Annotated in this window: 24 protein-coding genes; 12 read left to right on the top strand and 12 right to left on the bottom strand. The window is 63.1% G+C overall.

The features are described 5' to 3' along the window. Positions 1–42 precede the first annotated feature (42 nt). The 4 genes from IRZ77_RS11940 to tcyJ form a co-directional block, all read right to left on the bottom strand. Positions 43–1,284 carry an SfnB family sulfur acquisition oxidoreductase gene (locus tag IRZ77_RS11940; protein ID WP_025337316.1) on the bottom strand — a complete coding sequence of 414 codons (1,242 nt, stop codon included), beginning with the start codon at positions 1,282–1,284 and terminating at the stop codon, positions 43–45. Between the two features lie 326 nt (positions 1,285–1,610). Then, on the bottom strand, positions 1,611–2,369 hold the full coding sequence (gene tcyN / locus IRZ77_RS11935; protein WP_013970435.1) for an L-cystine ABC transporter ATP-binding protein TcyN: 759 nt from the start codon (positions 2,367–2,369) through the stop codon (positions 1,611–1,613). 2 nt (positions 2,370–2,371) lie between these two features. After that, positions 2,372–3,040 (bottom strand): cystine ABC transporter permease, encoded by a 669-nt coding sequence (gene tcyL, locus IRZ77_RS11930; protein WP_025337317.1) that lies wholly within the window; start codon positions 3,038–3,040, stop codon positions 2,372–2,374. Next, positions 3,037–3,831, bottom strand: coding sequence for a cystine ABC transporter substrate-binding protein (gene tcyJ, locus IRZ77_RS11925; protein ID WP_196173545.1), 795 nt, complete (start codon positions 3,829–3,831; stop codon positions 3,037–3,039). The genes tcyL and tcyJ overlap by 4 nt, the downstream gene beginning before the upstream one ends. A 391-nt stretch (positions 3,832–4,222) precedes the next feature. On the opposite strand from tcyJ, the gene epsC reads away from it, so the two are divergent. Both epsC and betT read left to right on the top strand, forming a co-directional pair. After that, positions 4,223–5,155, top strand: coding sequence for a serine O-acetyltransferase EpsC (epsC, locus tag IRZ77_RS11920; protein WP_108480034.1), 933 nt, complete (start codon positions 4,223–4,225; stop codon positions 5,153–5,155). Positions 5,156–5,478: 323 nt separating this feature from the next. Beyond that, entirely contained in the window at positions 5,479–7,440 is a 1,962-nt protein-coding gene (betT, locus tag IRZ77_RS11915; RefSeq protein ID WP_178081770.1) for a choline transporter BetT, read from the top strand. A gap of 119 nt (positions 7,441–7,559) precedes the next feature. On the opposite strand, the gene tauD is transcribed toward betT, so the two are convergent. The 4 genes from tauD to tauA are packed head-to-tail and all read right to left on the bottom strand — an operon-like array spanning position 7,560 to position 11,066. Next, positions 7,560–8,393, bottom strand: coding sequence for a taurine dioxygenase (gene tauD / locus IRZ77_RS11910; protein ID WP_085600142.1), 834 nt, complete (start codon positions 8,391–8,393; stop codon positions 7,560–7,562). Positions 8,394–8,441: 48 nt separating this feature from the next. Then, positions 8,442–9,281 carry a taurine ABC transporter permease TauC gene (gene tauC, locus IRZ77_RS11905; RefSeq protein WP_108480033.1) on the bottom strand — a complete coding sequence of 280 codons (840 nt, stop codon included), beginning with the start codon at positions 9,279–9,281 and terminating at the stop codon, positions 8,442–8,444. After that, complete coding sequence (tauB, locus tag IRZ77_RS11900) at positions 9,278–10,066, bottom strand: taurine ABC transporter ATP-binding subunit (protein WP_196173543.1); 789 nt, start codon at positions 10,064–10,066, stop codon at positions 9,278–9,280. Before tauB ends, tauC begins: the two co-directional genes overlap by 4 nt. Positions 10,067–10,094: 28 nt before the next feature. Continuing rightward, entirely contained in the window at positions 10,095–11,066 is a 972-nt protein-coding gene (gene tauA, locus IRZ77_RS11895; protein WP_046614539.1) for a taurine ABC transporter substrate-binding protein, read from the bottom strand. A gap of 622 nt (positions 11,067–11,688) precedes the next feature. Between tauA and IRZ77_RS11890 the strand changes: the two genes are divergently transcribed. The 8 genes from IRZ77_RS11890 (at position 11,689) to IRZ77_RS11855 (ending at position 18,783) form a co-directional block, all read left to right on the top strand. Beyond that, the gene (locus tag IRZ77_RS11890) at positions 11,689–13,023 is read left to right on the top strand and encodes an OprD family porin (RefSeq protein ID WP_196173541.1); all 1,335 of its coding nucleotides are present in this window, start codon (positions 11,689–11,691) and stop codon (positions 13,021–13,023) included. A 167-nt stretch (positions 13,024–13,190) separates the two neighbouring features. Continuing rightward, positions 13,191–13,829 (top strand): peroxiredoxin, encoded by a 639-nt coding sequence (locus IRZ77_RS11885; protein ID WP_013970445.1) that lies wholly within the window; start codon positions 13,191–13,193, stop codon positions 13,827–13,829. A 226-nt stretch (positions 13,830–14,055) separates the two neighbouring features. Next, positions 14,056–14,649 (top strand): NADPH-dependent FMN reductase, encoded by a 594-nt coding sequence (gene ssuE / locus IRZ77_RS11880; protein WP_046614537.1) that lies wholly within the window; start codon positions 14,056–14,058, stop codon positions 14,647–14,649. 84 nt (positions 14,650–14,733) lie between these two features. Next, positions 14,734–15,699 (top strand): sulfonate ABC transporter substrate-binding protein, encoded by a 966-nt coding sequence (locus tag IRZ77_RS11875; protein WP_085599957.1) that lies wholly within the window; start codon positions 14,734–14,736, stop codon positions 15,697–15,699. 58 nt (positions 15,700–15,757) lie between these two features. Beyond that, positions 15,758–16,906, top strand: coding sequence for an FMNH2-dependent alkanesulfonate monooxygenase (gene ssuD / locus IRZ77_RS11870; protein WP_196173539.1), 1,149 nt, complete (start codon positions 15,758–15,760; stop codon positions 16,904–16,906). Positions 16,907–16,916: 10 nt separating this feature from the next. Then, entirely contained in the window at positions 16,917–17,714 is a 798-nt protein-coding gene (ssuC, locus tag IRZ77_RS11865) for an aliphatic sulfonate ABC transporter permease SsuC (RefSeq protein ID WP_046614535.1), read from the top strand. Further along, complete coding sequence (gene ssuB / locus IRZ77_RS11860) at positions 17,711–18,523, top strand: aliphatic sulfonates ABC transporter ATP-binding protein (RefSeq protein WP_013970450.1); 813 nt, start codon at positions 17,711–17,713, stop codon at positions 18,521–18,523. The genes ssuC and ssuB overlap by 4 nt, the downstream gene beginning before the upstream one ends. Positions 18,524–18,567: 44 nt before the next feature. Then, the gene (locus IRZ77_RS11855; protein WP_003255829.1) at positions 18,568–18,783 is read left to right on the top strand and encodes a TOBE domain-containing protein; all 216 of its coding nucleotides are present in this window, start codon (positions 18,568–18,570) and stop codon (positions 18,781–18,783) included. A gap of 139 nt (positions 18,784–18,922) precedes the next feature. Here IRZ77_RS11855 and IRZ77_RS11850 read toward each other — a convergent pair whose 3' ends face one another. The 4 genes from IRZ77_RS11850 to IRZ77_RS11835 all read right to left on the bottom strand — a co-directional run bounded on the left by IRZ77_RS11850 (position 18,923) and on the right by IRZ77_RS11835 (position 24,127). Beyond that, entirely contained in the window at positions 18,923–19,555 is a 633-nt protein-coding gene (locus IRZ77_RS11850; RefSeq protein ID WP_196173537.1) for a TetR/AcrR family transcriptional regulator, read from the bottom strand. Beyond that, complete coding sequence (gshA, locus tag IRZ77_RS11845) at positions 19,555–21,132, bottom strand: glutamate--cysteine ligase (RefSeq protein WP_196173535.1); 1,578 nt, start codon at positions 21,130–21,132, stop codon at positions 19,555–19,557. Before gshA ends, IRZ77_RS11850 begins: the two co-directional genes overlap by 1 nt. A 287-nt stretch (positions 21,133–21,419) precedes the next feature. Beyond that, positions 21,420–21,803, bottom strand: coding sequence for a PaaI family thioesterase (locus tag IRZ77_RS11840; protein WP_003257433.1), 384 nt, complete (start codon positions 21,801–21,803; stop codon positions 21,420–21,422). After that, positions 21,803–24,127: a Tex family protein gene (locus tag IRZ77_RS11835; RefSeq protein ID WP_015268601.1), complete on the bottom strand. Its 2,325-nt coding sequence runs from the start codon at positions 24,125–24,127 to the stop codon at positions 21,803–21,805. Before IRZ77_RS11835 ends, IRZ77_RS11840 begins: the two co-directional genes overlap by 1 nt. A gap of 217 nt (positions 24,128–24,344) precedes the next feature. Between IRZ77_RS11835 and ompR the strand changes: the two genes are divergently transcribed. Together ompR and IRZ77_RS11825 are read left to right on the top strand one after the other, a co-directional pair. Continuing rightward, positions 24,345–25,085, top strand: coding sequence for an osmolarity response regulator transcription factor OmpR (gene ompR / locus IRZ77_RS11830; protein ID WP_012270052.1), 741 nt, complete (start codon positions 24,345–24,347; stop codon positions 25,083–25,085). Positions 25,086–25,098: 13 nt separating this feature from the next. Further along, positions 25,099–26,412 (top strand): ATP-binding protein, encoded by a 1,314-nt coding sequence (locus tag IRZ77_RS11825; protein ID WP_046614530.1) that lies wholly within the window; start codon positions 25,099–25,101, stop codon positions 26,410–26,412. The last annotated feature ends 103 nt before the right edge of the window (positions 26,413–26,515 follow it).

Raw genomic sequence — 26,515 nt, 5'->3', positions numbered from 1 at the left:
TTGCCGGCGATTGGGCTGCAAAGCAGCCCCAAGGCTCACAAATCAGATCCAGGAATGCCGTGCAGGCAAGGTGCCGTTGAGGTGGTATGCGCCAACCGCGTGGTACTTCCAGCGCACCGGGTCATGCAGGGTGTGCACCCGGGCATTGCGCCAGTGGCGGTCGAGGTTGAACTCGGCGAGGGTGGCGCGGCTGCCGGCCAGCTCGAACAGCTTTTCGCTGGCCTGCAGGGCAATCTCGGTAGTCAGCACCTTGGCCTCGGCCACCGCGATCGAAGCTCGCGCCGCGCTTGCAGCATCGATCGGCGCGGCGTTGACTTCGTCGAGGACTCGCGCGGCCTTGCGCAGCAGCGCTTCGGCGGCGTGCAGCTCGAGCTTCAGGCGGCCAATGTCGGCGATCACATAGGGGTCGTCGCTGGCGCGGTCGACCTTGGCCTCGATCCATGGCCGAGCCTTTTCGCGCACGAAGCTGATGGCGTCTTCGATCGCCGCTTCGGCGATGCCAGCATCGATCGCCGCCTGGATCAGCTGCGAGGCAGCGCCCTGGATGTTGGGAATGTCGCGCTGGCGCCAGTTGTCGATCACCAGGTCGGCATCCACCGGTACCTGGTCGAGCAGCACGGTGCCGCTGGCAGTGGTGCGCTGGCCGAACCCGGACCAGTCATCGACGATGCGCAGCCCCGGGCTGCCTCGGCGCACGAATGCCAGGCGCTGGCGGCCTTCGTCGTCCAGTGCCTTGACCGCCACCCAGTGGGCGAACAGGGCACCGGTGGAATAGAACTTCTCGCCGCTGATGCGATAGCTGTCGCCGACGCGGGTGATCCTGGCCTTGAGGGTCAGGGTGTCCTTGGTGCCGCGTTCGGGGCCGGCATTGCCGATGCGCCAGCCATCGAGCACGCTGCGGAAGATCACCGCCTGCTGCGCCTCGGTGGCAGTCAGGCGCAGCAGTTGCAACATGCCGAACTGGTTCTGCGGGATCTGCCCCAGGGCCGGGTCTGCGGCGCTGATCAGACGGAACACTTCGGCCACGGTCTCGAATGACACATCGGGGCCGCCATGGGCCTTGGGAACGCTGATGCTGCCCAGGCCGCTACGGGTGAACAGTTCGATCTCGGCCCATGGCAGTTTGCGTTGCTGGTCGCGGCGGGCGGCCTGCTCGCGGGCGACCTCGGCCAGTTCGCGGGCCGCTTGCAGGGCTTCAGCGTCGTTGCGCAGTACCTTGGCCGGCAGCAGCAGGGGCGAGCTGTCGAGATCGCTGTGGAATTGGGTATTGGGTTGGCTGGACATCAGTGTCGCTCCTTGGCTGCACTCAATGCCCTGGCGTTACGCACTGGGGTGATTGTGATCCTGACCATTCCTGACCTCACAAAAAAGTAGTGCCGCTACAGCTGATCGCGACAGATATGTGCTGGTCCGGTGGTCCGGTTTATATACCCTAATGCTTTATAAAAAGTTTATGAACTAACTCTTTGGAATATGTATAGAAGGGGGATTTTGCTGCGGATGTGCCGGCCTCTTCGCGGGCACGCCCGCTCCCACAGGTACAGCACAGATCTTGAAATCGGTGCCACACCTGTGGGAGCGGGCGTGCCCGCGAAGAGGCCGCAACAGGTTTACTCGGAGGCAGCAGTCCCCAGGAACTTGCGCAAGAACTGCCGGGTACGCTCTTCCTTCGGCGCCGCAAACAGCGCCTTGGCCTCGCCCTGCTCCACGATCACGCCCTTGTCGAAGAAGATCACCCGGTTCGCCACGTCGCGGGCAAAGCTCATTTCGTGGGTAACGATGATCATGGTGCGCTTCTCCTCGGCCAGGCCGCGGATGGTCGCCAGCACTTCACCCACCAGTTCGGGGTCCAGCGCCGAGGTCGGCTCGTCAAACAGGATCACCTCCGGTTCCATGGCCAAGGCGCGGGCGATGGCAACCCGTTGCTGCTGGCCACCGGACAGGCGCCGTGGGTAGGCGTCTTCCTTGCCCGCCAGGCCGACCTTGGCCAGCAGGCGCCGGCCCAGTTCGATGGCCTGCTCGCGCGGCGTCTTCTTGACGATCACCGGCCCCTCGATCACGTTTTCCAGGGCGGTGCGATGAGGGAACAGGTTGAAGTTCTGGAACACGAACCCGGCCTGCTGGCGCAAGCGGCGAATCGCACTTTGCTGCCCACCTAGCGGGCGATTGGCGTCGATGCTGATGTCGCCAATCTGGATCTGCCCGGCATCGGGTGTTTCCAGCAGGTTGAGGCAACGCAGGAAGGTGGTCTTGCCCGAGCCGCTGGGGCCGATGATGGCCACCACTTCGCCGGGCTGCACGGTCAGGTCGATACCGTTGAGCACGGTCTGGCCCTTGAACCGCTTGGTCAGGCCTTTGACTTCAATCATGCTCAATGCTCCTGGTCATGCTGGTTGACTCGCGCTTCCATGCGGTTCTGGAAGTGCGCGAGGATGCTGCACAGCACCCAGTAGATGACCGCTACTGCCACGTACATCGTGAACACTTCGAAGGTGCGTGCGGTAATCAGCTGGGCCTGGCGGAACAGCTCGGGCACCTGGATGGTCGCCGCCAGGGCGGTGTCCTTGACCAGCGAGATGAAGCTGTTGCCCAACGGCGGCAGTGCGGTACGCAAGGCCTGGGGCAGGATCGCCCGGCGCATGGCCTGGACGCGGGTCATGCCGATACTGGCGGCGGCTTCCCACTGGCCGCGGTCGATCGAGGAAATCGCCGCGCGCAGGATTTCGCAGATGTAGGCAGCCATGTTCAGCGACAGGCCGATCAGCGATGCCGGGATCGGGTCGAGCTCGATGCCGATCTGCGGCATGCCGAAGTAGATGACGAACAGCTGCACCAGCAACGGCGTGCCGCGGAAGAACGACACGTAGACCCGCGCCAGCCAGTTCAGCGGCAAGATCTTCGACAACCGCATCAGTGCCAAGGCAAAGCCAAGCAGCAAGCCGAAGAACATGCCGCCAACACTGAGCAGCACTGTATAACCCGCGCCCTTCAGCAGGAAGGGCGCGGAGTCGACAACGAGTTGCAGGCTTTCAGCAATCATTTGGTGACATCGGCACCGAAGTATTTCTCGGACAGCTTGGCCAGCGTGCCGTCAGCCTTGAGCTTGTCCAGCGCCTTGTTGATCGCTGCCAGCAGTTCCGGCTCGCCCTTGCGCAGGGCCACGCCGCTTTCCAGGCGCGAGAATGCATCGCCGGCCAGTTCGGTGTCCTTGGCTTTTTGCGCGTATTCCAGCGCGGCCAGGCGGTCGATCAGGATGGCGTCGATACGGCCGTTGCGCAGGTCGGCGAACTTGCTGGGGTCGTCTTCATAGGTGCGCACATCGGCTTGCGGCACATCCTTCTTGACCCATTGCTCGTAGTTGGTGCCCAGGCCCACGCCGACCTTCTTGCCAGCCAGGTCTGCGGCCTTGTGAATGTTCATCTGCTCGGCCTTCTTCTTCAGGATCAGTGCCTGGATGCCGGAGATGGTGTAAGGCTCGGAGAAGTCATACTTTTTCTTGCGCTCTTCGGAAATGGTCACCTGGTTGATCACCACGTCCAGGCGCTTGGATTCCAGGGCGGCGAGGATGCCGTCCCACTTGGTCGGCTGCACCTTGGCCTTTACCCCCAGCTCCTTGGCCAGCAGTTCGGACAGCTCCACTTCGAAGCCGGTCAGCTTGCCGTTTTCGTCCTGGAAGCTGAACGGTGGGTAGGTGCCTTCCAGGCCGACGTTGATCACGCCTTTTTCCTGGATGGTCTTCAGCTGCTCACCGGCGAAGGCCTGGCTGAGCAGGCCGGCACCCAGCAGAAGTGCCAGGCTGGCGTTGAGTAGCGGTTTGGCGAATTTAGACATTTCAGAGCCCCGCGCTTGTTGTGTAAGTAGTGGGTGGCGACTATAGGGTCGGCTGCTTAGGCCAGGAAATACTAAAAAATTATTTTGTTATTTCCTTTTTGTGATCTGCCAGGTGCTGGCTGCTTTGAGGGTAGGCGAGGTTGCCTGCTCCGTCATCGCGGCTTATGCCTGACTTAGCGCAGGATGGAATAAAGCGTTGTTTTTTCCAAGAGATGGATTTGCCGTAGAGTGGATTACATGTAAGCAGGTCCGGCCCTTTCGCGGGTGAACCCGCTCCCACAGGGACCCCACAGATCTTGAGCCTTGTGGTGTACCTGTGGGAGCGGGTTTACCCGCGAAAGGGCCTGACCTGCCGATACAAACATTTGGCCTCTTCAGGCAGGAGAAAACCGTGAGCGAACAACCTTCACCCGGGCACTGGCAGTTGCAGAGCATCGTCACCGGCCTGCGCGGTGCCCGTGAACAATGGCGTACCCGCAACGGCCGCAGCAGCGGCGAGCAGGGCGGGCGTGAGCTGCCTTCGCGCGAAGCGATGCGGCACATCCTGGAGCAACTGTGCGGCGCACTGTTCCCCATGCGCCTTGGCCCGGTCGACCTGCGCGAAGAAAGCGAAGACTTCTACGTCGGCCATACATTGGATGCCGCGCTGACTGCGTTGCTGGCCCAGGCCCGCCTGGAGCTGCGCTACGCCGCACGGCAAAGCAAGGGCGAGCTGGCTGGCGTCGATGCTCATGCGCTGAGCCTGGTGCAGGGTTTCGCCGCCGCCCTGCCGGGCCTGCGCGTGCTGCTCGACACCGATGTGTTGGCCGCCTATCACGGCGACCCGGCGGCGCGCAGTGTCGATGAAGTGCTGCTGTGCTACCCGGGCATCCTGGCAATCATCCACCACCGCCTGGCGCACCACCTGTACCAGGCCGGCCTGCCGCTGCTGGCGCGGATCAGCTCGGAGCTGGCGCATTCGGCCACGGGGATCGACATTCACCCCGGGGCACAGATCGGCCCGAGCTTCTTCATCGACCACGGTACCGGCGTGGTGATCGGCGAAACCGCGATCATCGGCGAGCGTGTGCGCATCTACCAGGCGGTGACCCTGGGCGCCAAGCGCTTCCCCAGCGATGAATCGGGCACCCTGCACAAGGGCCTGCCACGTCACCCGATCGTCGAGGACGATGTGGTGATCTATGCCGGGGCCACGGTGCTGGGGCGGATCACCATCGGCAAAGGCTCGACCATTGGCGGCAATGTGTGGCTGACCCGCAGTGTGCCGGCCGAGAGCAACATTACCCAGGCCAACCTGCAGCTGGATTGCCTGGACAAGAACTGATCTGGCATTTCCTTGGCCTCTTCGCGGGCTTGCCCGCTCCCACAGGGACCGCACAAATATTGAATCTTGTGCAGTACCTGTGGGAGCGGGCAAGCCCGCGAAGAGGCCAGTGCAGGAGGGCACCAATCAGCGCCCCGATTCGCATTGAAATCCGATCCATGTTTAACTTGAACGCTTGTTCAATGAAAAAACGCTGGTCCGCTGCCGGTGTTCAACAGGAGGATTCCTTTGCTGAACCCGTTCATTCCGAACCTTACGTCATTCGACGAGGTGCACCCCCAATGAGTGCACCGACCCCTTCCCTTGCCAACGGCAAGATCCGCATGAACCCCCCGGTGTTCTATTTCGCGGCAAGTTTCATCCTCATCTTCGGCCTGGTGGTCATTTCCTATCCGCAAGCAGCAGGCGACTGGTTGCTGGCGGCGCAGAACTGGGCGGCCAACACGGTCGGCTGGTACTACATGCTGGCGATGACGCTGTACCTGGTCTTCGTGGTGGTCACCGCCTTGTCCGGCTACGGCAAGATCAAGCTCGGTGCCGACCACGACGAGCCCGAGTTCAGCTACCTTTCGTGGGCCGGCATGCTGTTTGCCGCCGGCATCAGCATCACCTTGTTCTTCTTCTGTGTTTCCGAACCCCTGACCCACATGCTGCAGCCGCCCCAGGGCGAAGCGGGCACGGCCGAGGCCGGGCGCCAGGCGATGCAGATACTGTTCCTGCACTGGGGCCTGCATGGCTGGGGTGTGTTCGCCTTCGTTGGTATGGCCCTGGCCTACTTCGCCTACCGGCACAACCTGCCGCTGGCCTTGCGTTCGGCGTTGTACCCGCTGATAGGCAAGCGCATCAACGGGCCGATCGGTTATGCAGTGGACGGCTTCGGCATCATCGCCACGGTGTTCGGCCTGGGTGCCGACATGGGGTTTGGCGTGCTGCACCTGAATGCTGGCCTCGACTACCTGTTCGGCATCGACCACAGCCAGTGGGTGCAGGTGCTGCTAATCACTCTGATGATGGGTGCCGCAGTGGCCGTGGCCGTTGCCGGGGTGGAGAAGGGGGTGCGGGTGATGAGCGACATCAACCTGTTCCTGGCCTGCACGCTGTTGCTGTTCGTGTTGTTTGCAGGGCCTACCCAGCACCTGTTCAACACGCTGATCCAGAACCTCGGCGATTACCTGGGTGCCTTGCCGCGCAAGAGCTTCGACGTCTATGCCTACGGCGAGAACCGTGACTGGCTGGGCGGCTGGACGGTGTTCTACTGGGCCTGGTGGATTGCCTGGGCGCCGTTCGTGGGCCTGTTCATCGCCCGCATCTCCCGTGGCCGCACAATCCGCGAATTCGTCTTTGGTGTGCTGTTGATTCCACTGGGCTTCACCCTGGCGTGGATGTCGATCTTCGGCAACAGCGCCCTGGACCAGGTCATCAACCATGGCATGACAGCGCTGGGCCAGTCGGCGCTGGATAACCCGTCGATGAGCCTGTACCTGCTGCTGGAGACCTACCCCTGGAGCAAGACGGTGATCGCCATGACGGTGTTCATCAGTTTCGTGTTCTTCGTCACCTCGGCCGACTCGGGCACCGTGGTGCTCTCGACCTTGTCGGCCAAGGGTGGTGATGCCGACGAGGATGGGCCGAACTGGCTGCGCATCTTCTGGGGCGCGATGACGGCGCTGATCACCAGTGCGCTGTTGTTCGCCGGCAGCATCGATTCGCTTAAATCGGCGGTGGTGCTGACCTCGTTGCCGTTCTCGCTGATCCTGCTGTGCATGATGTGGGGGCTGCACAAGGCGTTCTACCTGGAGTCGCAACGGCAGATCGCGCAGATGCATTCGCTGGCCCCGTTCGCCCAGTCACGCCGCGGCCGTGGTGGCTGGCGCCAGCGCCTGAGCCAGGCGGTGCACTTCCCGTCGCGTGATGAGGTGTACCGCTTCATGGACGACGTGGTGCGTCCGGCAATTGCCGATGTGCGTGAAGTGTTCGAGCAGAAGGGCCTGGTGCTGATTACCCAGGACGACCCGAGCCACGACAACGTCAGCCTGAAGATTGGCCATGGCGAGGAACAGCCGTTCATTTACCAGGTGCAGATGCGTGGCTACTTCACGCCATCGTTCGCCTTGGGTGGGCTGGGTACGCAAGAGTTGAAGAACCGCCGTTACTACCGGGCGGAGGTGCACCTGAGCGAAGGCAGCCAGAACTATGATCTGGTGGGCTACAGCAAGGAGCAGATCATCAACGACATCCTCGACCAGTACGAACGGCACATGCAGTACCTGCATCTGGTCAGGTAATAACCTGTACCGGCCTCTTCGCGGGCTTGCCCGCTCCCACAGGTCCGGCACAGATTTCAGAAACTGTGTTGAACCGGTGGGAGCGGGGAAGCCCGCGAAGAGGCCGGTACAGGCAACAACTAAAAGGGTGCATCCCCGAGGATGGTCGCCCGATGCATCACCCGCCGGTTCGGTCGGTAGTCATCCACGGCAAAATGCTGGGTCACGCGGTTGTCCCAGAACGCCACGTCATTCTCCTGCCACCGCCAGCGAATGCTGAACTCCGGCCGCGTCGCATGGGCGAACAGCAGCTTCAGCAGTGCCTCGCTTTCCAGTTCGCTCAACTCATTGATGCGCGTGGTGAACCCCTCGTTGACGAACAACGCCTTGCGCCCGCTCACCGGATGCGTGCGCACCACCGGGTGCGACAGCGGCGGGTTGTTGCGCCGGGTTGCTTCCCAGCGCGCCAGGTCTTGCGGTGTGGTACCGAAGCGCTCCAACGGGAACGATTTGGTGAAGTCATGGGTGGCGGTCAGCCCGTCGAGCATCTCGCGCAGCGGTGCCGACAATGCTTCGAAGGCAGCGATGCCGCTGGCCCACAGGGTATCGCCGCCGTAGGCCGGCAACTGCTTGGCGCTGAGTACCGCGCCCAGGGCCGGGGTCGGCAGAAAGGTCACGTCGGTGTGCCATACGGCGTTGTCGCGCACATCGGTAACCGCTGTGTCGAGGATCAGCACCTGCGGGGTTTCCGGCACGTTGGGGTAGATCGGGTGGATGTGCAGGTCGCCGAAGCGGGCGGCAAAACGTGCCTGCTGCTGCGGGTTGATCGGCTGGTCGCGGAAGAACAGCACCTGGTGTTGCAGCAGCGCCTGCTCGATGGCGTCGCGTTCTTCTAAGGTGATATCGCGGCTGATGTCCACGCCGCTGATCTGGGCGCCAAGCGCCGGGCTGAGGGGGGTAATGGTCAGGCTCATGTCGGTCTCTTCAAACAGGCGCCAGGCTGCTGGCGTGGTCAACAGGATTCAGTGGCTCTGCCCGTGCCAAGGCACCAGTTTGCGTTGCAGGGCACGCAGGCTCATTTCCAGGGCGAAGGCGATCAGCGCGATCAGCAGGATCCCCAGCACCACTACATCGGTAACCAGGAACTGCGCCGCCGACTGCACCATGAAGCCCAGGCCGCTGGTGGCGGCGATCAGCTCGGCGGCCACCAGGGTCGACCAGCCAACGCCCAGGCCAATGCGGATGCCGGTGAGGATGTCGGGCAGGGCGCTGGGCAGGATCACGTGGCGGATCAGCTGGGTCTTGGTCGCGCCCAGCGATTGCGCGGCACGCAGCTTGGCCGGGTCGACCGTGCGTACGCCGGTGGCGGTGGCAATGGCAATGGGAGCGAAGATTGCCAGGTAGATCAGCAGCACCTTGGACAGCTCGCCGATGCCGCACCAGATGACGATCAGCGGCAGGTAGGCCAGCGGCGGGATTGGCCGGTAGAACTCGATCAGCGGGTCGAGAATGCCGCGGGCCACGCGGTTGTAGCCGATGGCGATACCCACCGGGATGGCGGTAAGCGTGGCGGCAAGCAGGGCCACGCCGATGCGCCCCAGGCTGGCACCCAGATGCTGCCACAGGCTGGCATCCATATAGCCTTGGGTCAGCAGGGTTCCGGCCTTGGTCAGGATGTCGGCGGGCGAGGGCAGGAACAGCGGTTCGATCCAGCCGGCCGCTGTCACCAGCCACCAGGCAAACAACAGGCTGGCCAGGGTCAGGGTGCTTATCCAGCGGGTGGGCAGGGGGCGGCGCAGCTTGGTGGCTGGCCGGGGTTGGGTGTTGCGTTTGCCGGCGACCGGCAGGTCCAGGCTGCTCATGCGCGCTCCTGCAGGCTTTGACGTTGGGAGAACACCCGTGCCAGTACGTGCTCGCGGGTCTCGATGAAGGCCGGGTCGGACTTGATCGCCCGCGCGGGTTCACCTGCTGCGTAGCGCTGGCCGAAGTCCAGTTGCAGGCGCTCCACCACGCGCCCCGGGTTGGGCGCCAGCAGCACCAGCTCGCTGGCGAGGAACACTGCTTCTTCGATGTCGTGAGTAATCAGAAACACCGGCTTGGCAGTGCGTTGCCAGACCTGCAGCAACAATTCCTGCATCTGCTCGCGGGTGAAGGCATCAAGAGCGCCGAACGGCTCGTCCATCAGCAACACCCGTGGATTGGCTGCCAACGCCCGGGCCAGGCCCACGCGCTGTTTCTGGCCACCGGACAATTGCCAGATACGCCGCTCGCCAAAGCCATCGAGATCGACCAGGGCCAACATTTCGCGGGCCTTGGCCTCACGCTCGGCACGTGATACGCCGGCCAGTTCCAGGCCGAATGCGACGTTGCCCAGCACGTTCTGCCAGGGCAGCAGCGCATCGTCCTGGAACACTACGCCGCGCTCGGCGCCGGGGCCCAGGACGGGCACGCCGTCCAGGGTGATGCGCCCGCCGCTGGGGGCGACGAAGCCGGCGATCAGGTTGAGCAGCGAGGTCTTGCCGCTGCCGGAAGGCCCCAGGGCCACCAGCAGTTGGCGTGGCCCCAGGCTCAGGTTGATGTCGGCCAGTACCGGGGTTTCGGCACCGGGGTACTGTGCGCTGATGCGCTCCAGTTCGAGCAAGGCCATGGCAGGCTCCGGTCGGTTTTCTACAGGCTTAGTTGGGCAGGTACTGGGCGCTGACGTACGGCGAGTAGTCCGGCAGCACCGCGTCGACCTTGCCTTGCTGCTTGAGGAAGGTGGCCGTGTCGGTCAGCGCCTGGGTGGTCGGCGCGCCCAGTGCATTGGCCTGGTCGGCGGCCAGCGGGTAGACGTTGCCCTGCAGCAGCACCGGGATGTCAGCAGGTTTGGCACCAGACAGTTTGGCCAGCTTGCTCACGTTGTCGGGGTTGGCCAGCCAGGCTTGCGGGTTCTTGCGGTAGTCGGCGTAGGCGTCGAGGGTGACCTTGGCGAAGGCCTTGACCACGTCGGGATGCTTGGCGGCGAAGTCCTTGCGCACGATCCATGCGTCGAAGGTCGGTGCGCCTTTCTCGGCCAGCTCGCCGGAGGTAATCAGCACCTTGCCGTTCTCCTTGGCCACACCCAGGGCCGGGTCCCAGACGTAGGTAGCGTCGATGTCGCCGCGCTTCCAGGCGGCAATGATCGCCGGCGGCGCCAGGTTGAGGATCTGCACCTTGGACGGGTCGATGTTCCAGCTCTTCAGCGCGGCCAGCAGGCTGTAATGGCCGGTGGAGACGAACGGCACGGCGACTTTCTTGCCGACCAGGTCTTGTGGCGTCTTGATGCTGTCGCGAGCGACCAGCGCTTCACCGGCGCCAATCTGTGTGGCGATCAGGAAGGTCTCGACCGGCAGCTTGCGGGTGGCTGCGGCGGCCAGCGGGCTGGAGCCCAGGTAGCCGATCTGTACGTCGCCGCTGGCTACGGCGGTGATCACGTCGGCGCCGTTGTCGAATTTGCGCCAGTCGATGCTGGCGTTGCTGGCTTTTTCGTAGTTGCCATCGACCTGCGCCACTTTGGCTGGGTCGACGGTGGTCTGGTAGGCCACGGTCAGGTCGGCAGCCTGGGCCAACCAACTGGCGCTGGCGAGGGTCAGGGCGGCGAACAGGCGCAGCGGAGCGTGCGGGATCATGGTGGACCTCTCGTCAGGCAATCGGTGTGATGGATGGCGAGAAGGCTAAATGATCTAAGAAAATTAAAATAAATAACTTTTTTGCATTAGCTTAGGAGCCAATTGCTTTAACCATGCTGTCTTTACGCGATCCCCTGTGGGAGCGGGCGTGCCCGCGAAGCAGGCGACGCTGTGGATGGCACCGGCGTCGCCGGTGTTCGCGGGCATGCCCGCTCCCACATCGAGCGCACGAAGGACGCACCATAGGTAATCCTGGGCAATGGCGAAATCACAGACGGCTGCTAGGCTTTTTCGTCCCGATAGAACGTTACGGAATTAGGTTATGAGCAAACGTTTGCAAATAACCAAGGGTTATGAAAAATACGCTGCTGCTAACGAATGGCAGTAACAGTTCCTAACATATTCCTTAAAAATCTTACCAATTCATAAAACAGTCATTTTGGATTTATAGGATTGTCATTATCCTGTAGCGCAGGTGGCGTCTTAGACCAAAGTCGCGAAACGTTTAGAAACGATTGACTAAACGGTCACACTTTGGGACTAAATCGCCAATCCACGGTGAGCGGGGCAGCAGATCCCACCGCCAGAGATACACAAGAATTAGAACGTAGAGGAGCAAAACATGTACAAGTCCAGCCTGGCCCTGGCCGTGGCACTGGGGGTTCTCGCCCAACAAGCAGGCGCTGCCGGTTTCGTTGAAGACAGCAAACTAACGCTCAGCTCGCGCACCATGTACTTCAACGACGACAACCGCGAAAGCGGTATCGACCAGAAAGAAAGCGGTCAAGGCTTCAAGCTCGACTACCTGTCTGGCTTCACCGAAGGCACCGTAGGTTTTGGTGTCGACGTTCAGGCACTGTGGGGCATTCACCTGGATGGTGGCCGTGGTAGCCGTCCAGATGCCAACAACACCTTCTTCCCAAGCGACTCCGATGGTTCGGCAGTCCACGACTGGGCACGCATTGGTGGTAACGCCAAGGCTCGCTTCTCCAAGACCGAGGTCCACTACGGTAGCGCCCTGGCGCCTATGCTGCCGATCCTGGTCTCCAACGATGGCCGTCTGCTGCCGCAGACCTTCGAGGGTGGCACCCTGCAGTCGAAGGAAATCGACAATCTGACCATCAATGCTGGTCAACTGACCCACGCCATGGGTCGTGCCTCGAGCAACCGTACCGGTCTTTCCGTTTCTGGCGCCTTCCGCGACAGCAACAAGTTCCAGTTTGCCGGTGGTGACTACAAGCTCACTCCAGACCTGACCCTGCAGTACTACTACTCGAACCTGGAAGACTTCTACAAGCAGCACTTCCTGGGTGCTACCCACGTCTTCAAGATCGCCGACAACCAGTCGTTCAAGACCGACCTGCGCTACTTCGATAGCCGCAGCGACGGCAAGAATGGCGAGACCGGTTACGCCTTCGACAACAACGGTGGCTACGCGAAGAACGGGGGCGAGGTCGACAACAAGACCTGGAGCGCCATGTTCACCTACACCCTGGGTGGCCACGCGCTGATGCTCGGTCACCAGCAAGTGGGTGACGATGGTGGTTTCGTCTGGCTGAACCAAGGTAGCGTCCGCAAGGACGGCGCCACTTCCTCGCTGGAAGGCAATGGCGGCGCAAGCTTCTACCTGTTCACCGATAGCATGATCAACCAGTTCGCTCGTGCCGGTGAGAACACCACCTTCGGTCAGTACTCCTATGACTTCGCGTCCCTGGGCGTTCCAGGCCTGAAGGCTTCGGTGGCCTACCTGCGTGGTGACGACATCCGCAACAAGTCGGGCGACGGCAGCTACAACGAATGGGAACGTGACGCACGCGTCGACTACACCATTCAGCAAGGCTCCCTCAAAGGCCTGGGCTTCAGCCTGCGTCAGGGTGTTTACCGTGGTAGCGGCGAAAGCATCGGGGACAAAGACCAGACTCGCTTCATCGTGAACTACACTTACAACTTCCTGTAAGCCGTAGCTGAACAAGAAGCCTCGCCTAGCGCGAGGCTTTTTTGTATCTGCGATTTCGTATGCATAATGGTTATAAATAAATCAGTATTTATTCTTTTTGTTTTTAATCAAATGCAGGCACATTCAACCCACACGGTACAGAACCCAGCACAAAGGAGCCGCAGCCCATGAGCCTAAAACTCGGCGATATCGCCCCCGATTTCGAACAGGATTCCAGCGAAGGCAAGATCCGCTTCCACGAGTGGCTGGGCAACAGCTGGGGGGTGTTGTTCTCCCACCCGGCCGACTTCACCCCGGTGTGCACCACCGAACTGGGCCTTACCGCCAAGCTGAAGGACGATTTCGCCAAACGCGGGGTCAAGGCCATCGCCCTGTCGGTGGACCCGGTCGATTCGCACCACCGCTGGATCGATGACATCAACGAAACCCAGAACACCGTGGTCAACTTCCCGATCATTGCCGACGCCGACCGCAAGGTGTCTGACCTGTACGACCTGATCCACCCGAACGCCAGCGACACCCTGACTGTGCGCTCGCTGTTCGTCATCGACCCGAACAAGAAGGTGCGCTTGACCATCACCTACCCGGCCAGTACCGGGCGCAACTTCAACGAAATCTTGCGGGTGATCGACTCGCTGCAGCTGACCGACAACCACAAGGTCGCCACGCCAGGTAACTGGCAGGACGGTGACGACGTGGTAATCGTGCCCTCGCTGAAGGACGAAGAAGAGATCAAACAGCGCTTCCCCAAAGGTTACCGGGCGGTCAAACCCTATCTGCGGCTGACCCCGCAGCCCAATCGTTAAAGGATTCCTCGTTGCATTGCTCTTAGCCAAAGCAGGGATATTCGGGCCGTTTCGACGGCCCTTTTTTATGCCTGCTGAAAACTGCGATGGCTTCTTCGCGTATACCCGCGAAAGGGTCAAAACAGGAGATTGATAAAAATGGAATAAACAAATGAAAAAATATGATTTCTAGATATATGCGCTGACTGTTAATGTCACCTCCAACAGAACACAAGGAAGCGCTGCAATGCTGGTCGTCTCAATCGGTGGTAGCCCCAGTACCCGTTCACGCTCCGGCGTGCTGCTGGAGCGCTCGCGCCAGTGGCTGCAGGACCGTGGCGTCGAGGTAGTGACGTTCCAGGTACGTGACTTTCCCGCCGAAGACCTGCTGCACGCCCGTTTCGACAGCCCGCAGGTGCAGCACTTCCAGCAGCTGGTGGCCCAGGCCGATGGCCTGATAGTCGCCACGCCCGTATACAAGGCCTCGTTCGCCGGTGCCCTGAAAACCTTGCTCGACCTGCTGCCCGAACGCGCCCTGGTACACAAGATCGTGTTGCCAATCGCCACCGGCGGCAGCATCGCTCACATGCTGGCGGTGGATTACGCACTGAAACCTGTGCTGTCGGCACTCAAGGCGCAAGAGACCCTGCAAGGGATCTTCGCCGACGACAGTCAGGTCGCCTACGGAGAAGGCAGCAGGCCTGCGCAGCTCGCAGCTGCGCTGGAAGAACGCCTGCAGGACGCGCTGGAAACCTTCCACGTTGCACTGGCCCGTCGGCCGCGCCCCGTGGCCCCCGGCGTATTGAACGAACGCCTGATCAGCGCTCGCTGGAGCATCTGACCGGCCCAACCCGCTTTACCACCTTACTCGCCCGACAACGAGGCAAGCAGGTGCAACCCGAACCCACTCGCACAGGAGAGCGCCATGCGCACAGTCTTCTTGCGTCGCGGTCTGGTCGCCCTGTTTGCGGCGGCTGTGTCCTTCGGCGCCATCACCCAAGCCCAGGCCGAGAGCCTGCGTATCGGTTACCAGAAATACGGCACCCTGGTGCTGCTCAAGGCCAAGGGCACGCTGGAAAAGCGCCTGGCCGAGCAGGGCGTGCAGGTGCAATGGACCGAGTTCCCCGGCGGCCCGCAGCTGCTTGAGGGGCTGAACGTCGGCTCCATCGACTTTGGCGTCACCGGCGAAACCCCACCGGTGTTTGCCCAGGCCGCCGGTGCCGACCTGCTGTACGTCGCCTACGAGCCGCCAGCGCCGCACAGCGAGGCAATCCTGGTGCCGAAGGGCTCACCGATCCAGTCGGTCAAAGACCTCAAGGGCAAGAAAGTCGCCCTCAACAAAGGCTCCAACGTTCACTACCTGCTGGTTCGCGCCCTGGAAGACGCAGGCCTGAAATACACCGACATCCAGCCGGTGTACCTGCCCCCGGCCGACGCCCGCGCCGCCTTCGAGCGCGGCAGCGTGGACGCCTGGGTGATCTGGGACCCGTACCAGGCTGCCGCCGAGAAACAGCTGCAGGCTCATACCCTGCGTGACGGCAAGGGCCTGGTCGACAACCATCAGTTCTACCTGGCCACCCGCAACTACGCGACCCAGCACCCGGCGGTGATCAACACCCTGATCGAAGAAGTGCGTGCCGTGGGTGAATGGTCCCAGGCCAACCCACAGGAAGTGACAGAACAGGTCGCGCCGCTGCTCGGCCTGCCTGGCGACATCACCCTGACCTCGGTCAAGCGCCAAGGCTATGGTGCCGCGCCGCTCACCCCGGAAGTGGTGGCCGCACAACAGAAGATCGCCGACACGTTCCAGGCACTGAAGCTGATTCCCAAGCCGCTGAGCATCAAGGACGTGATCTGGACACCCCCGGCCAAGGTCGCCAGTGCGCCTTGATTGATTCGCCTGCGCCGGGGCGCCGCCCTGGCTGAGCCCCCTTGAGGAGACAACTCCAATGAGCCTTAACATCTTCTGGTTCCTTCCTACCCACGGTGACGGCAAGTACCTGGGCACTTCCGATGGTGCACGCGCCGTCGACCATGGCTACCTTCAGCAGATCGCCCAGGCGGCTGACCGGCTCGGCTTTGGTGGCGTGCTGATCCCTACCGGGCGTTCCTGCGAGGACTCCTGGCTGGTCGCGGCATCGCTGATCCCTGTGACCCAGCGGCTGAAGTTCCTGGTTGCCCTGCGCCCCGGGATCATTTCGCCGACCGTGGCGGCACGCCAGGCAGCAACCCTTGATCGCCTGTCCAACGGCCGCGCGCTGTTCAACCTGGTGACCGGTGGCGACCCGGACGAGTTGGCCGGTGACGGCCTGCACCTGAGCCATCAGGAACGTTATGAAGCCTCTGTGGAGTTCACCCGTATCTGGCGCAAGGTGCTGGAAGGCGAGGTGGTCGACTATGACGGCAAGCACATCCAGGTGAAGGGCGCCAAGCTGCTCTACCCGCCGATCCAGCAACCACGCCCACCTCTGTATTTCGGCGGTTCCTCCGAAGCCGCACAGGACCTGGCCGCCGAGCAGGTCGAGCTGTACCTGACCTGGGGCGAGCCGCCGAGTGCGGTCGCCGAAAAAATCGCCCAGGTGCGTGAGAAAGCCGCTGCCCAGGGCCGTGAAGTGCGCTTCGGCATCCGCCTGCACGTGATCGTGCGGGAGACCAACGAAGAAGCATGGGCCGCCGCCGACAAGCTGATCTCGCACCTGGACGACGACACCATCGCTCGTGCCCAGGCCTCGCTTGCGCGCTTCGACTCGGTCGGCCAGCAACGCATGGCCGCCCTGCACAACGGCAACCGTGACAAGCTGGAAGTCAGCCCCAACCTGTGGGCCGGTGTCGGCCTGGTACGTGGTGGTGCCGGTACCGCGCTGGTGGGGGATGGCCCGACCGTCGCGGCGCGGGTCAAGGAATATGCCGAGCTGGGCATCGATACCTTCATCTTCTCCGGCTACCCGCACCTGGAAGAGTCGTACCGGGTGGCCGAGCTGCTGTTCCCGCACCTGGATGTGCAACGCCCGGAGCAAGCCAAGACCGGTGGCTATGTGAGCCCGTTTGGCGAAATGGTGGCCAACGACATACTGCCCAAGTCCGTAGCGCAGAGCTGAGGGCCAGGCCATGAGTCGTGCAACTTCCAACAACCTTGGCCAGCGCCTGGCGCCATGGGCGCTGCCGGTACTGCTGCTGGCTGCCTGGCAACTGGCGGTCAGCGCCGGCTGGCTGTCTACGCGCATCTTGCCTGCGCCCAGCGCCGTGGTCAGCGCCGGCGTCGAGCTGGTGCGCAGCGGCGAGATCTGGACCCACCTTGCCATCAGTGGCTGGCGTGCCGGGTTGGGCTTCGTCATCGGTGGCAGCATCGGCCTGGTGCTGGGCTTTATCACCGGTCTGTCGAACTGGGGCGAACGCCTGCTCGACAGCTCGGTGCAGATGATCCGCAACGTGCCACACCTGGCGCTGATCCCGCTGGTGATCCTGTGGTTCGGTATCGACGAGTCGGCAAAGATCTTCCTGGTCGCGCTGGGTACGCTGTTCCCGATCTACCTGAACACCTACCACGGTATCCGCAACGTCGACCCGGCGCTGGTGGAGATGGCGCGCAGCTATGGCTTGTCCGGCTTCAGCCTGTTCCGCCAGGTGATCCTGCCCGGGGCATTGCCTTCGATCCTGGTAGGCGTGCGCTTTGCCCTGGGCTTCATGTGGCTGACCCTGATCGTTGCCGAAACCATTTCGGCCAATGCCGGCATCGGTTACCTGGCGATGAACGCCCGTGAGTTCCTGCAGACCGACGTGGTGGTGCTGGCCATCGTCATGTATGCCGTGCTCGGCAAGCTTGCCGACCTCGCCGCCCGCGGCCTGGAGCGTGTGTGGCTGCGCTGGCACCCGGCCTATCAAGTGGCGAAGAAGGAGGGCGCATGACCGTGCTCAAGGAACAGCCGCCACGCCTGCTGCGTGGTATCCCGCTGGCATCCAGCGGCCTGCGCAAGACCTTTGGCCAGCGCGAGGTACTGAAGGGTATCGAGCTGCATATTCCTGCCGGCCAGTTCGTCGCCATCGTCGGCCGTAGTGGCTGTGGCAAGAGCACCTTGCTGCGCCTGCTGGCCGGTCTCGACCAGCCCACTGCAGGCCAGTTGCTGGCCGGTGCCGCGCCGCTGGAGCAGGCCCGCGAAGAAACCCGCCTGATGTTCCAGGACGCGCGCCTGCTGCCATGGAAGAAGGTGATCGACAACGTTGGCCTGGGCCTGTCTGGCGACTGGCGCCCGCGTGCGCTGGAAGCGTTGGAGTCGGTTGGCCTGGCCGACCGCGCCAATGAATGGCCGGCGGCACTCTCGGGTGGCCAGAAGCAGCGCGTGGCCCTGGCCCGGGCGCTGATTCACCAGCCGCGCCTGCTGCTGCTGGACGAGCCGCTCGGTGCGCTGGATGCATTGACCCGTATCGAGATGCAGCAACTGATCGAACGCCTGTGGCGTCAGCACGGCTTCACTGTGTTGCTGGTTACCCACGATGTCAGCGAGGCAGTCGCCGTGGCTGACCGGGTGATCCTGATCGAGGACGGCGAGGTCGGGCTCGACCTCACTGTCGACCTGGCACGGCCTCGGGCGCGTGGTTCGCACCGCCTGGCCGCGCTGGAAAGCGAAGTGCTCAACCGTGTTCTGTCGGCCCCGGGCGCTGCGCCCGAGCCGGATCCTGTAGCCCCTTTGCCCACGCAACTGCGTTGGGCGCACTGACTGACTCACTTACCAGACTGAAGCCATAGAGAAGGAATCAAATCATGACCATCAAAGCCATCAACGTTCGCAACCAGTTCAAAGGCACCGTGAAAGAAATCCTCGAAGGCCCGGTACTGTCGGAAATCGACGTGCAGACCGCCTCGGGTATCGTCACTTCGGTCATCACCACCCGCTCTGTGCGTGAGCTGGAGCTGCAGGTGGGCAGTGAAGTGATTGCCTTCGTGAAGTCGACTGAAGTGTCCATCGCCAAGCTGTGATGGGTGTTGGCCATGGGGCTGCTTTGCAGCCCTTCGCGGGCACGCCCGCTCCCACAGGTAGTGCGCAGGTTTCAGGTTTTGCGCGGTCCCTGTGGGAGCGGGCGTGCCCGCGAAGGGCCGCACAGCGGCCCCAATGATCTCAGCTGGAACGCTTGGCCAGAAATGGCGGCAGATACAACCCCAGATACGCCTCGAACACTCGCTTGCCTTCCTCGGCCATGCGCGGGGTGATCGCTTCGTGCAGCTGCACCGACCGCGCATACACTCGGTCGCTCAATTCCATGGCCAAGGCAAACACGTCCACATCCGCCGGCATCACCGGAAGATGAAAGTGCTGGTCGAACAACTTGTGCATCAAGTCGCCCAGTTCCATGTCGTGCTGCCGATCGGCCTGCACCACTTCGCTCAGGCCATGCTGGGCCAGGATCAGCTGTCGCGCCGCCGCGTCCTCGTTGTAGATATCCAGCATGCGCTGCTCTACCAGCCGTGACAGTTCGTGCCAGGTGTTGAACGCACTGCTGTCGATCGGCGCGCTCAGCGCTTCACGAAAGGCCCGGTGTACATCGGCCGTCAATGCCTCCAGCAGCGCCGGTACACTGGCAAAGAAGTGATACACCGAAGACGGTGGAATCTGCGCGCGCTCGGCCACGCTGTAGATCGACAGGCCCGCCACCCCCAGCTCGGCCAGCAACTCGCGTGCAGCCGCCAGAATCGCCTCGATCCTGGCCTGGCTGCTGGCGCGCGGCCTGCGCGGGGTAGCAGTGCGGGTCATCAGTTGCTGATCGCCAGGATGCTGGCCTGGTAGGCACCGACGAACAGGTCGAAGTCGCCGACCTCCTGTTGTTCCAGGCGCGATTGCTCGGCCAGCGAGTCGCGGGCGAGGATTTCGAAGGCCTGCTGGCGTTCGACTGGCAGTGGCTGCTCGCGGAAAGTTTCGGCGTGGATACGGCTCTGGCGCAAGGCGAACTTGACGAAGCTTTCGTCATGCTCGGTCATGCGCGCCAACACTTGGGCCGACGGGGTCAGCGAGGCGTCGTCGACCTTGGCCTGCTGGGCATCCAGGGCCTTGCCGTGTTCTGCGCCGCCTTGCGCCTGGTCGAGCAGTTCGGCCAGTGGCCGGATACGCTCGATCAGCTCACTGGCCCAGGCCTTCAGGCCGATCGGCTGGCCATTGCGGTGAAGTTCCAGGCCCGGGCGCCGGCCTTCCTTGACCACGGTCAGGAAGTTGTTGGTGCACTGGCCGCATTCGCCGTTGTCCAGTTGCGGGCTGTCTTCCAGCGCGCAGAACAGCAGGAATGCGTCGAGGAAACGCGCCTCGGTCAGGTCGATACCAACCGGCAGGAACGGGTTGATGTCCAGGCAACGCACTTCCACATACTGAACGCCGCGCGAGGTCAGGGCCTGGATCGGCCGCTCGCCGGTGTAGGTGACGCGCTTGGGGCGAATGTTCGAGTAGTACTCGTTTTCGATCTGCAGGATGTTGGTGTTCAGCTGTACCCATTCGCCATCCACGTGCGTGCCGACTTCGACGTAAGGCGGGTAGGGCGTGCCCACCGCCTTGCGCAGGCTGTCGGTGTAGCTGGCCAGGTTGTTGTAGCACGGGGTGAGGCCGGCCTGGGCATTGCTCTGGTAGCCCAGGTCGCTCATGCGCAGGCTGGTGGCGTAGGGCAGGTACAGGGTTTCGGCATCCAGCTCTTCGAGCTGGTGCGGGCGGCCACGCAGGAAGCCTTTGTCCAGTGCCGGCGAGGCGCCGAACAGGTACATCAACAGCCAGCTGTAGCGGCGGAAATTGCGGATCAGTGCGATATAGGCCGACGACTGGTAGTCGCGGTCGCTCTCGCTGCCGCCCTCTGCTGCGCGCAGCAAAGGCCACAGCGCTTCGGGCAGCGAGAAGTTGTAATGGATACCGGCAATGCACTGCATGGTGCGGCCGTAGCGCAGGGCCAGGCCCTTGCGGTAGACGTGCTTGAGCTTGCCAATGTTCGAGCTGCCGTACTCGGCGATCGGGATGTCCTCCTCGGCCGGCAGCGTGCAGGGCATCGACGGACTCCAGAGGTATTCGTCGCCCAGCTTGCTGTAGACGAAACGGTGGGTCTCTTCGAGGCTTTCCAGCACCTTGGCCGGGTCGGGCAGGGCCGGGGTGATGAACTCCAGCAGCGACTCGGAATAATCGGTGGTGATCTGCTCGTTGGTCAGCGCCGATCCCAGGGCTTGCGGATGCGGGGTCTGGGCCAGGCGACCTTCTTCGGTCACGCGCAGGCATTCGCGCTCAATACCGTGCAGGCACTGCTTGAGCAGGGGGAGATTGGCGCCGAGCAGGCTCAGGCGGCGGTTGAGGAGGTCGCTCAAGATGTATTCCTTCACGCGTCAGTCGCCCCAATATGGGGGTAGAAAAGACGGTCTACAAGGGTAGTGGGAAAAGGAACTGGCGTTGTCGCCTGGTTTACGCGGTTCCGGCATTGCGCAGCGCCGACTTCGGAGGCCGCTTCGCAGCCCATCGCCGGCAAGCCGGGCTCCCACAGGTAAACCACGATATTCAGGCTTGTGGATTACCTGTGGGGGCCCGGCTTGCCGGCGATGGGGCGCGAAGCGGCCCCCGGCTGTTGCCGAAAATACCGCAGATACTGCTTGGTGAGCTAGAGAACCGCGAAGGTTCCTTGCGCTTTCGCGACCAGCTTGTCGCCCTGAACTACGTCGGCGTCGACCACCAGGGTGCGCCGCCCGGCGTGCAGCACACGGGCGGTGCACAGCACCTCGCCGTCACTGACGGCGCGCATGTAGTTGATCTTGCACTCGATGGTGACGCTTTGCTGGTCGAAGCCATGGCTGGCCGAGCAGGCCAGGCCCATGGCGATGTCCACCAGGCTGAAGATCGCCCCGCCGTGCAGCTTCTGGCCACGGTTGCGCAAGTGTGGCTCGAGCGCCAGGGCTACCTCGGCAACACCTGTTTCCAGGCGTTGCAGGCGGCAGCCAAGGAGCTGGCTGAAGGCGCTTTCGACGTATTCGCGTGGAACGTCCATCACTTCTTCTTGAGCTGTTTGGCGTTGGCGAACAGTGCGGCCATGGCGTTGTTGGCCGGTGCTGCGGTGGCGGTTTCGCGCTGGCGCGGCGCCTGCTGCTGGCGGTTGCCGCCATTGCCACGGTTACCGCCGCGGTTGCCATCGACCTTCTCGCCAGGGGTGTCGCTCATGCGCATGGACAGGCCGACACGCTTGCGCGGGATGTCCACTTCCATGACCTTGACCTTGACCACGTCGCCGGCCTTGACCGCTTCACGCGGGTCCTTGATGAACTTCTCCGACAGCGCCGAAATGTGCACCAGGCCGTCCTGGTGCACGCCGATGTCGACGAAGGCACCGAAGTTGGTGACGTTGGTCACCACGCCTTCGAGGATCATGCCCGGTTCCAGGTCCTTGAGGTCTTCGACGCCGTCCTGGAAAGTGGCGGTCTTGAACTCGGGGCGTGGGTCGCGGCCAGGCTTGTCCAGTTCCTGCAGGATGTCGGTGACGGTCGGCAGGCCGAAGGTTTCGTCAGTGAACTTCTTCGGGTCCAGGCGCTTGAGGAAGCTGCTGTCACCGATCAGCGAGCGGATGTCACGGCCGGTATCGGCGGCAATCCGTTGCACCAGCGGGTAGGCCTCGGGGTGCACCGCGGAGGCGTCCAGCGGGTTGTCGCCGTTCATCACGCGCAGGAAGCCGGCAGCTTGTTCGAAGGTTTTCTCACCCAGGCGGCTGACCTTTTTCAGTGCCGCGCGAGTGGCGAACGGGCCGTTGGCATCGCGGTGGGCGACGATGTTCTGCGCCAGGGTAGCGTTAAGGCCGGAGATGCGCGTCAGCAGGGCCACCGAGGCGGTGTTGACGTCCACGCCCACTGCGTTCACGCAATCCTCGACCACGGCGTCCAGGCCGCGCGCCAGTTTCAGCTGAGACACGTCATGCTGGTACTGGCCGACACCGATGGATTTCGGGTCGATCTTCACCAGCTCGGCCAGCGGGTCCTGCAGGCGGCGGGCAATCGACACGGCGCCACGGATCGACACGTCCAGGTCCGGGAATTCGCGGGCGGCCAGTTCCGATGCGGAGTACACCGAAGCGCCGGCCTCGGAAACCATGATCTTGGTGATCTTCAGTGCCGGGTACTTCTTGACCAGCTCCGCCACCAGCTTGTCGCTTTCGCGGCTGGCGGTGCCGTTGCCGATGGCGATCAGCTCCACCGAGTGCTTGGCGCACAGCGCAGCCATGATCGAAATGGTGCGGTCCCAGTCGTTCTTCGGTGCGTGCGGGTAGACCGTGGTGTGGTCCAGCAGCTTGCCGGTGGCATCGACCACGGCGATCTTGCAGCCGGTACGCAGGCCCGGGTCGAAGCCCAGGGTGGCACGCGGGCCGGCCGGGGCGGCCAGCAGCAGGTCGTGCAAGTTGTGGGCGAACACATTGATCGCCTCGCCTTCGGCGTTGTCGCGCAGCTCGCCGAACAGGTCGGTTTCCAGGTGGGTGTACAGCTTGACCTTCCAGGTCCAGCGCACCACTTCGCCCAGCCACTTGTCGGCCGGGCGGTTGCGGTTCTCGATACCGACGTGGTTGCCGATCATCAGCTCGCACGGGTGCAGGGTGCCGGGCAGTTCTTCGCCCACTTTCAGCGAGGCGCTCAGCACGCCTTCGTTACGCCCGCGGAAAATTGCCAGGGCGCGATGCGACGGGGCGTTGCGCAGCAGCTCGTCATGGGCGAAGTAGTCGCGGAACTTGGCACCTTCTTCTTCCTTGCCAGGCACGACGCGGGCGCTGAGTACCGACTCCTGCTTGAGGAAGCTGCGCAGCTTGTCGAGCAGGGCGGCATCTTCGGCGAAGCGCTCCATGAGGATGTACTTGGCGCCTTCCAGCGCGGCCTTGACGTCGGCCACGCCCTTGTCGGCGTTGACGAAGCGTGCGGCTTCGCTTTCCGGGGCCAGGTCGGGGTTGTTGAACAGGCCGTCGGCCAGCTCGCCGAGGCCGGCTTCCAGGGCGATCTGGCCCTTGGTGCGGCGCTTCTGCTTGTACGGCAGGTACAGGTCTTCGAGGCGGGTCTTGGTATCGGCCAGCTTGATCTCGCGGGCCAGTTCCGGGGTCAGCTTGCCCTGCTCCTCGATGCTGGCCAGGATGCTGGCGCGGCGCTCGTCGAGTTCGCGCAGGTAGCGCAGGCGCTCTTCCAGATGGCGCAGCTGGGTGTCGTCCAGGCTACCGGTCACTTCCTTGCGGTAGCGGGCGATGAAGGGCACGGTCGAGCCTTCGTCCAACAGGCCCACGGCCGCCTCGACCTGCTGGGGGCGTACGCCCAGTTCCTCGGCGATACGGCTGTTGATGCTGTCCATGTAAACCACCTGACATTTGTGAATACGGGGGTCGCCTGTGGGCCTGTCGCCCGGCGGCGCTGGATGAAAGCCGCGCATTATACCCATCGCAAACGGCTTGCGGTGATGGCGCCCGGCCAGCCGGAACTGGCGCCGGGGGAAAAATCTGCTAACAATGCTCACGCAACGTGCAGCAATGGCTACGCCATAATGCGCGGCGATATCAGAGGAGTTATTCATGACCGGCACGCCAAACACCGCTGAAGGTGACAAGATTCTCATCGTCGACGACGACCCGGGGCTGAGCAGCCTGCTGGAACGTTTCTTCACCAGCAAGGGCTACCGTGCCCGCGCGGTGCCCAACACCGAGCAGATGGACCGCCTGCTGCAGCGTGAGGTGTTCAACCTGGTGGTGCTCGACCTGATGCTGCCCGGCGAAGATGGCTTGTCGGCATGCAAGCGCCTGCGCCAGCAGAACAACCAGATCCCGATCATCATGCTCACCGCCAAGGGTGACGAGCTCAGCCGTATCAAGGGCCTGGAGCTGGGCGCCGACGACTACCTGGGCAAGCCGTTCAACCCGGACGAGCTGATGGCCCGGGTCAAGGCCGTGTTGCGTCGCCAGGCACCGAGCGTGCCGGGTGCGCCTGGCAGCGAAGACGAGTCGGTCACCTTCGGCGACTACGAGCTGTCGCTGGCCACCCGCGAACTCAAGCGTGGCGACGAAGTGCACATGCTCACCACCGGCGAATTCGCCGTGCTCAAGGCGCTGGTCATGCACGCGCGCGAGCCGCTGACCCGCGACAAGCTGATGAACCTGGCGCGTGGCCGAGAATGGGATGCGCTGGAGCGCTCCATCGACGTGCAGATCTCGCGTCTGCGCCGCATGATCGAGCCGGACCCGTCCAAGCCGCGTTATATCCAGACCGTGTGGGGCGTGGGCTACGTGTTCGTGCCAGACGGTAACGCCGGTAAATGATGCCGCGCCGTCGATGAAAACACCGCTCTGGTTTCCGCAAAGTTTCTTCGCCCGCACCCTGTGGCTGGTGTTGATCGTCGTTCTCTTCTCCAAGGCCTTGACCCTGGTCTACCTGTTGATGAACGAGGACGTGCTGGTCGACCGTCAGTACAGCCACGGTGTTGCGCTGACCCTGCGCGCTTATTGGGCGGCCGACGAAGAAAACCGCGACAAGATCGCCGAAGCGGCAGGCCTTATCCGGGTTACCGGCTCGGGCGTGCCCGAGGGTGAGCAGCACTGGCCCTACAGCGAAATCTACCAGCGGCAGATGCGGGCCGAGCTGGGTGAAGACACCGAGGTACGGCTGCGCATTCATGCGCCGCCGGCGTTGTGGGTCAATGCGCCAAGCCTGGGCCCGGGCTGGTTGAAGGTACCGCTATACCCGCACCCGCTGCGTGGGCAGAAGATCTGGAACGTGCTGGGTTGGTTCCTGGCCATCGGTCTGTTGTCCACAGCTTCGGCCTGGATCTTCGTGCGCCAGCTGAACCAGCCGCTCAAGCGCCTGGTTTTCGCCGCCCGGCAGCTGGGCCAGGGGCGCAGCGTGCGCCTGCCGATCAGCGACACGCCCAGCGAGATGACCGAGGTGTACAAGGCCTTCAACCAGATGGCCGAGGATGTCGAGCAGGCCGGGCGCGAGCGCGAGCTGATGCTGGCCGGGGTTTCCCACGACCTGCGCACACCGCTGACGCGCCTGCGTCTGTCGCTGTCTTTGCTGGACAGCGACAGCGAACTGAGTGACGACATGGTCCGCGATATCGAGGACATGGACGCGATCCTCGACCAGTTCCTGGCCTTCATCCGCGATGGCCGTGACGAACCGGTTGAAGAGGTCGACCTGGCCGACCTGGTGCGCGAAGTGGTGGCACCGTACAACCAGCCGGAAGAACGGGTGCGGTTGTGCCTGGAGCCGATTCCACCGTTCCCGCTGCGCCGGGTTTCGCTCAAACGCATGCTGGGCAACCTGATCGGCAACGCCCTGCACCATGCCGGCAAGGGGGTCGAGGTGGCCGCCTATGTGTCGGGCGACGAGAGTGCGCCGTATGTGGTGCTGAGCGTACTGGACCGCGGGACGGGGATCGACGAGTCGGAGCTTGAGACCATCTTCAACCCGTTCATTCGTGGTGACCGGGCGCGCGGCGGCAAGGGCACCGGGCTGGGGCTGGCGATCGTCAAGCGGATCGCGGCGCAGCATGGTGGGAATGTGGAACTGCGCAATCGCTCTGGTGGCGGGATCGAGGCGCGGGTACGGTTGCCTTTGGGGTTGTTGCTGCCGCGTAATGCTGTATGAATCTGGTTGGCTGCACCTGCCCTATCGCCGGCTGGCCAGCTTCCACAGGTAATCCACAAAACTGAAGGTCGTGGTAATCCTGTGGGAGCTGGCTTGCCGGCGA

Source organism: Pseudomonas pudica (assembly GCF_015680405.1).
Taxonomy (GTDB): Bacteria; Pseudomonadota; Gammaproteobacteria; order Pseudomonadales; family Pseudomonadaceae; genus Aquipseudomonas; species Aquipseudomonas pudica.
This window is presented reverse-complemented; position numbering and strand designations above follow the sequence as displayed.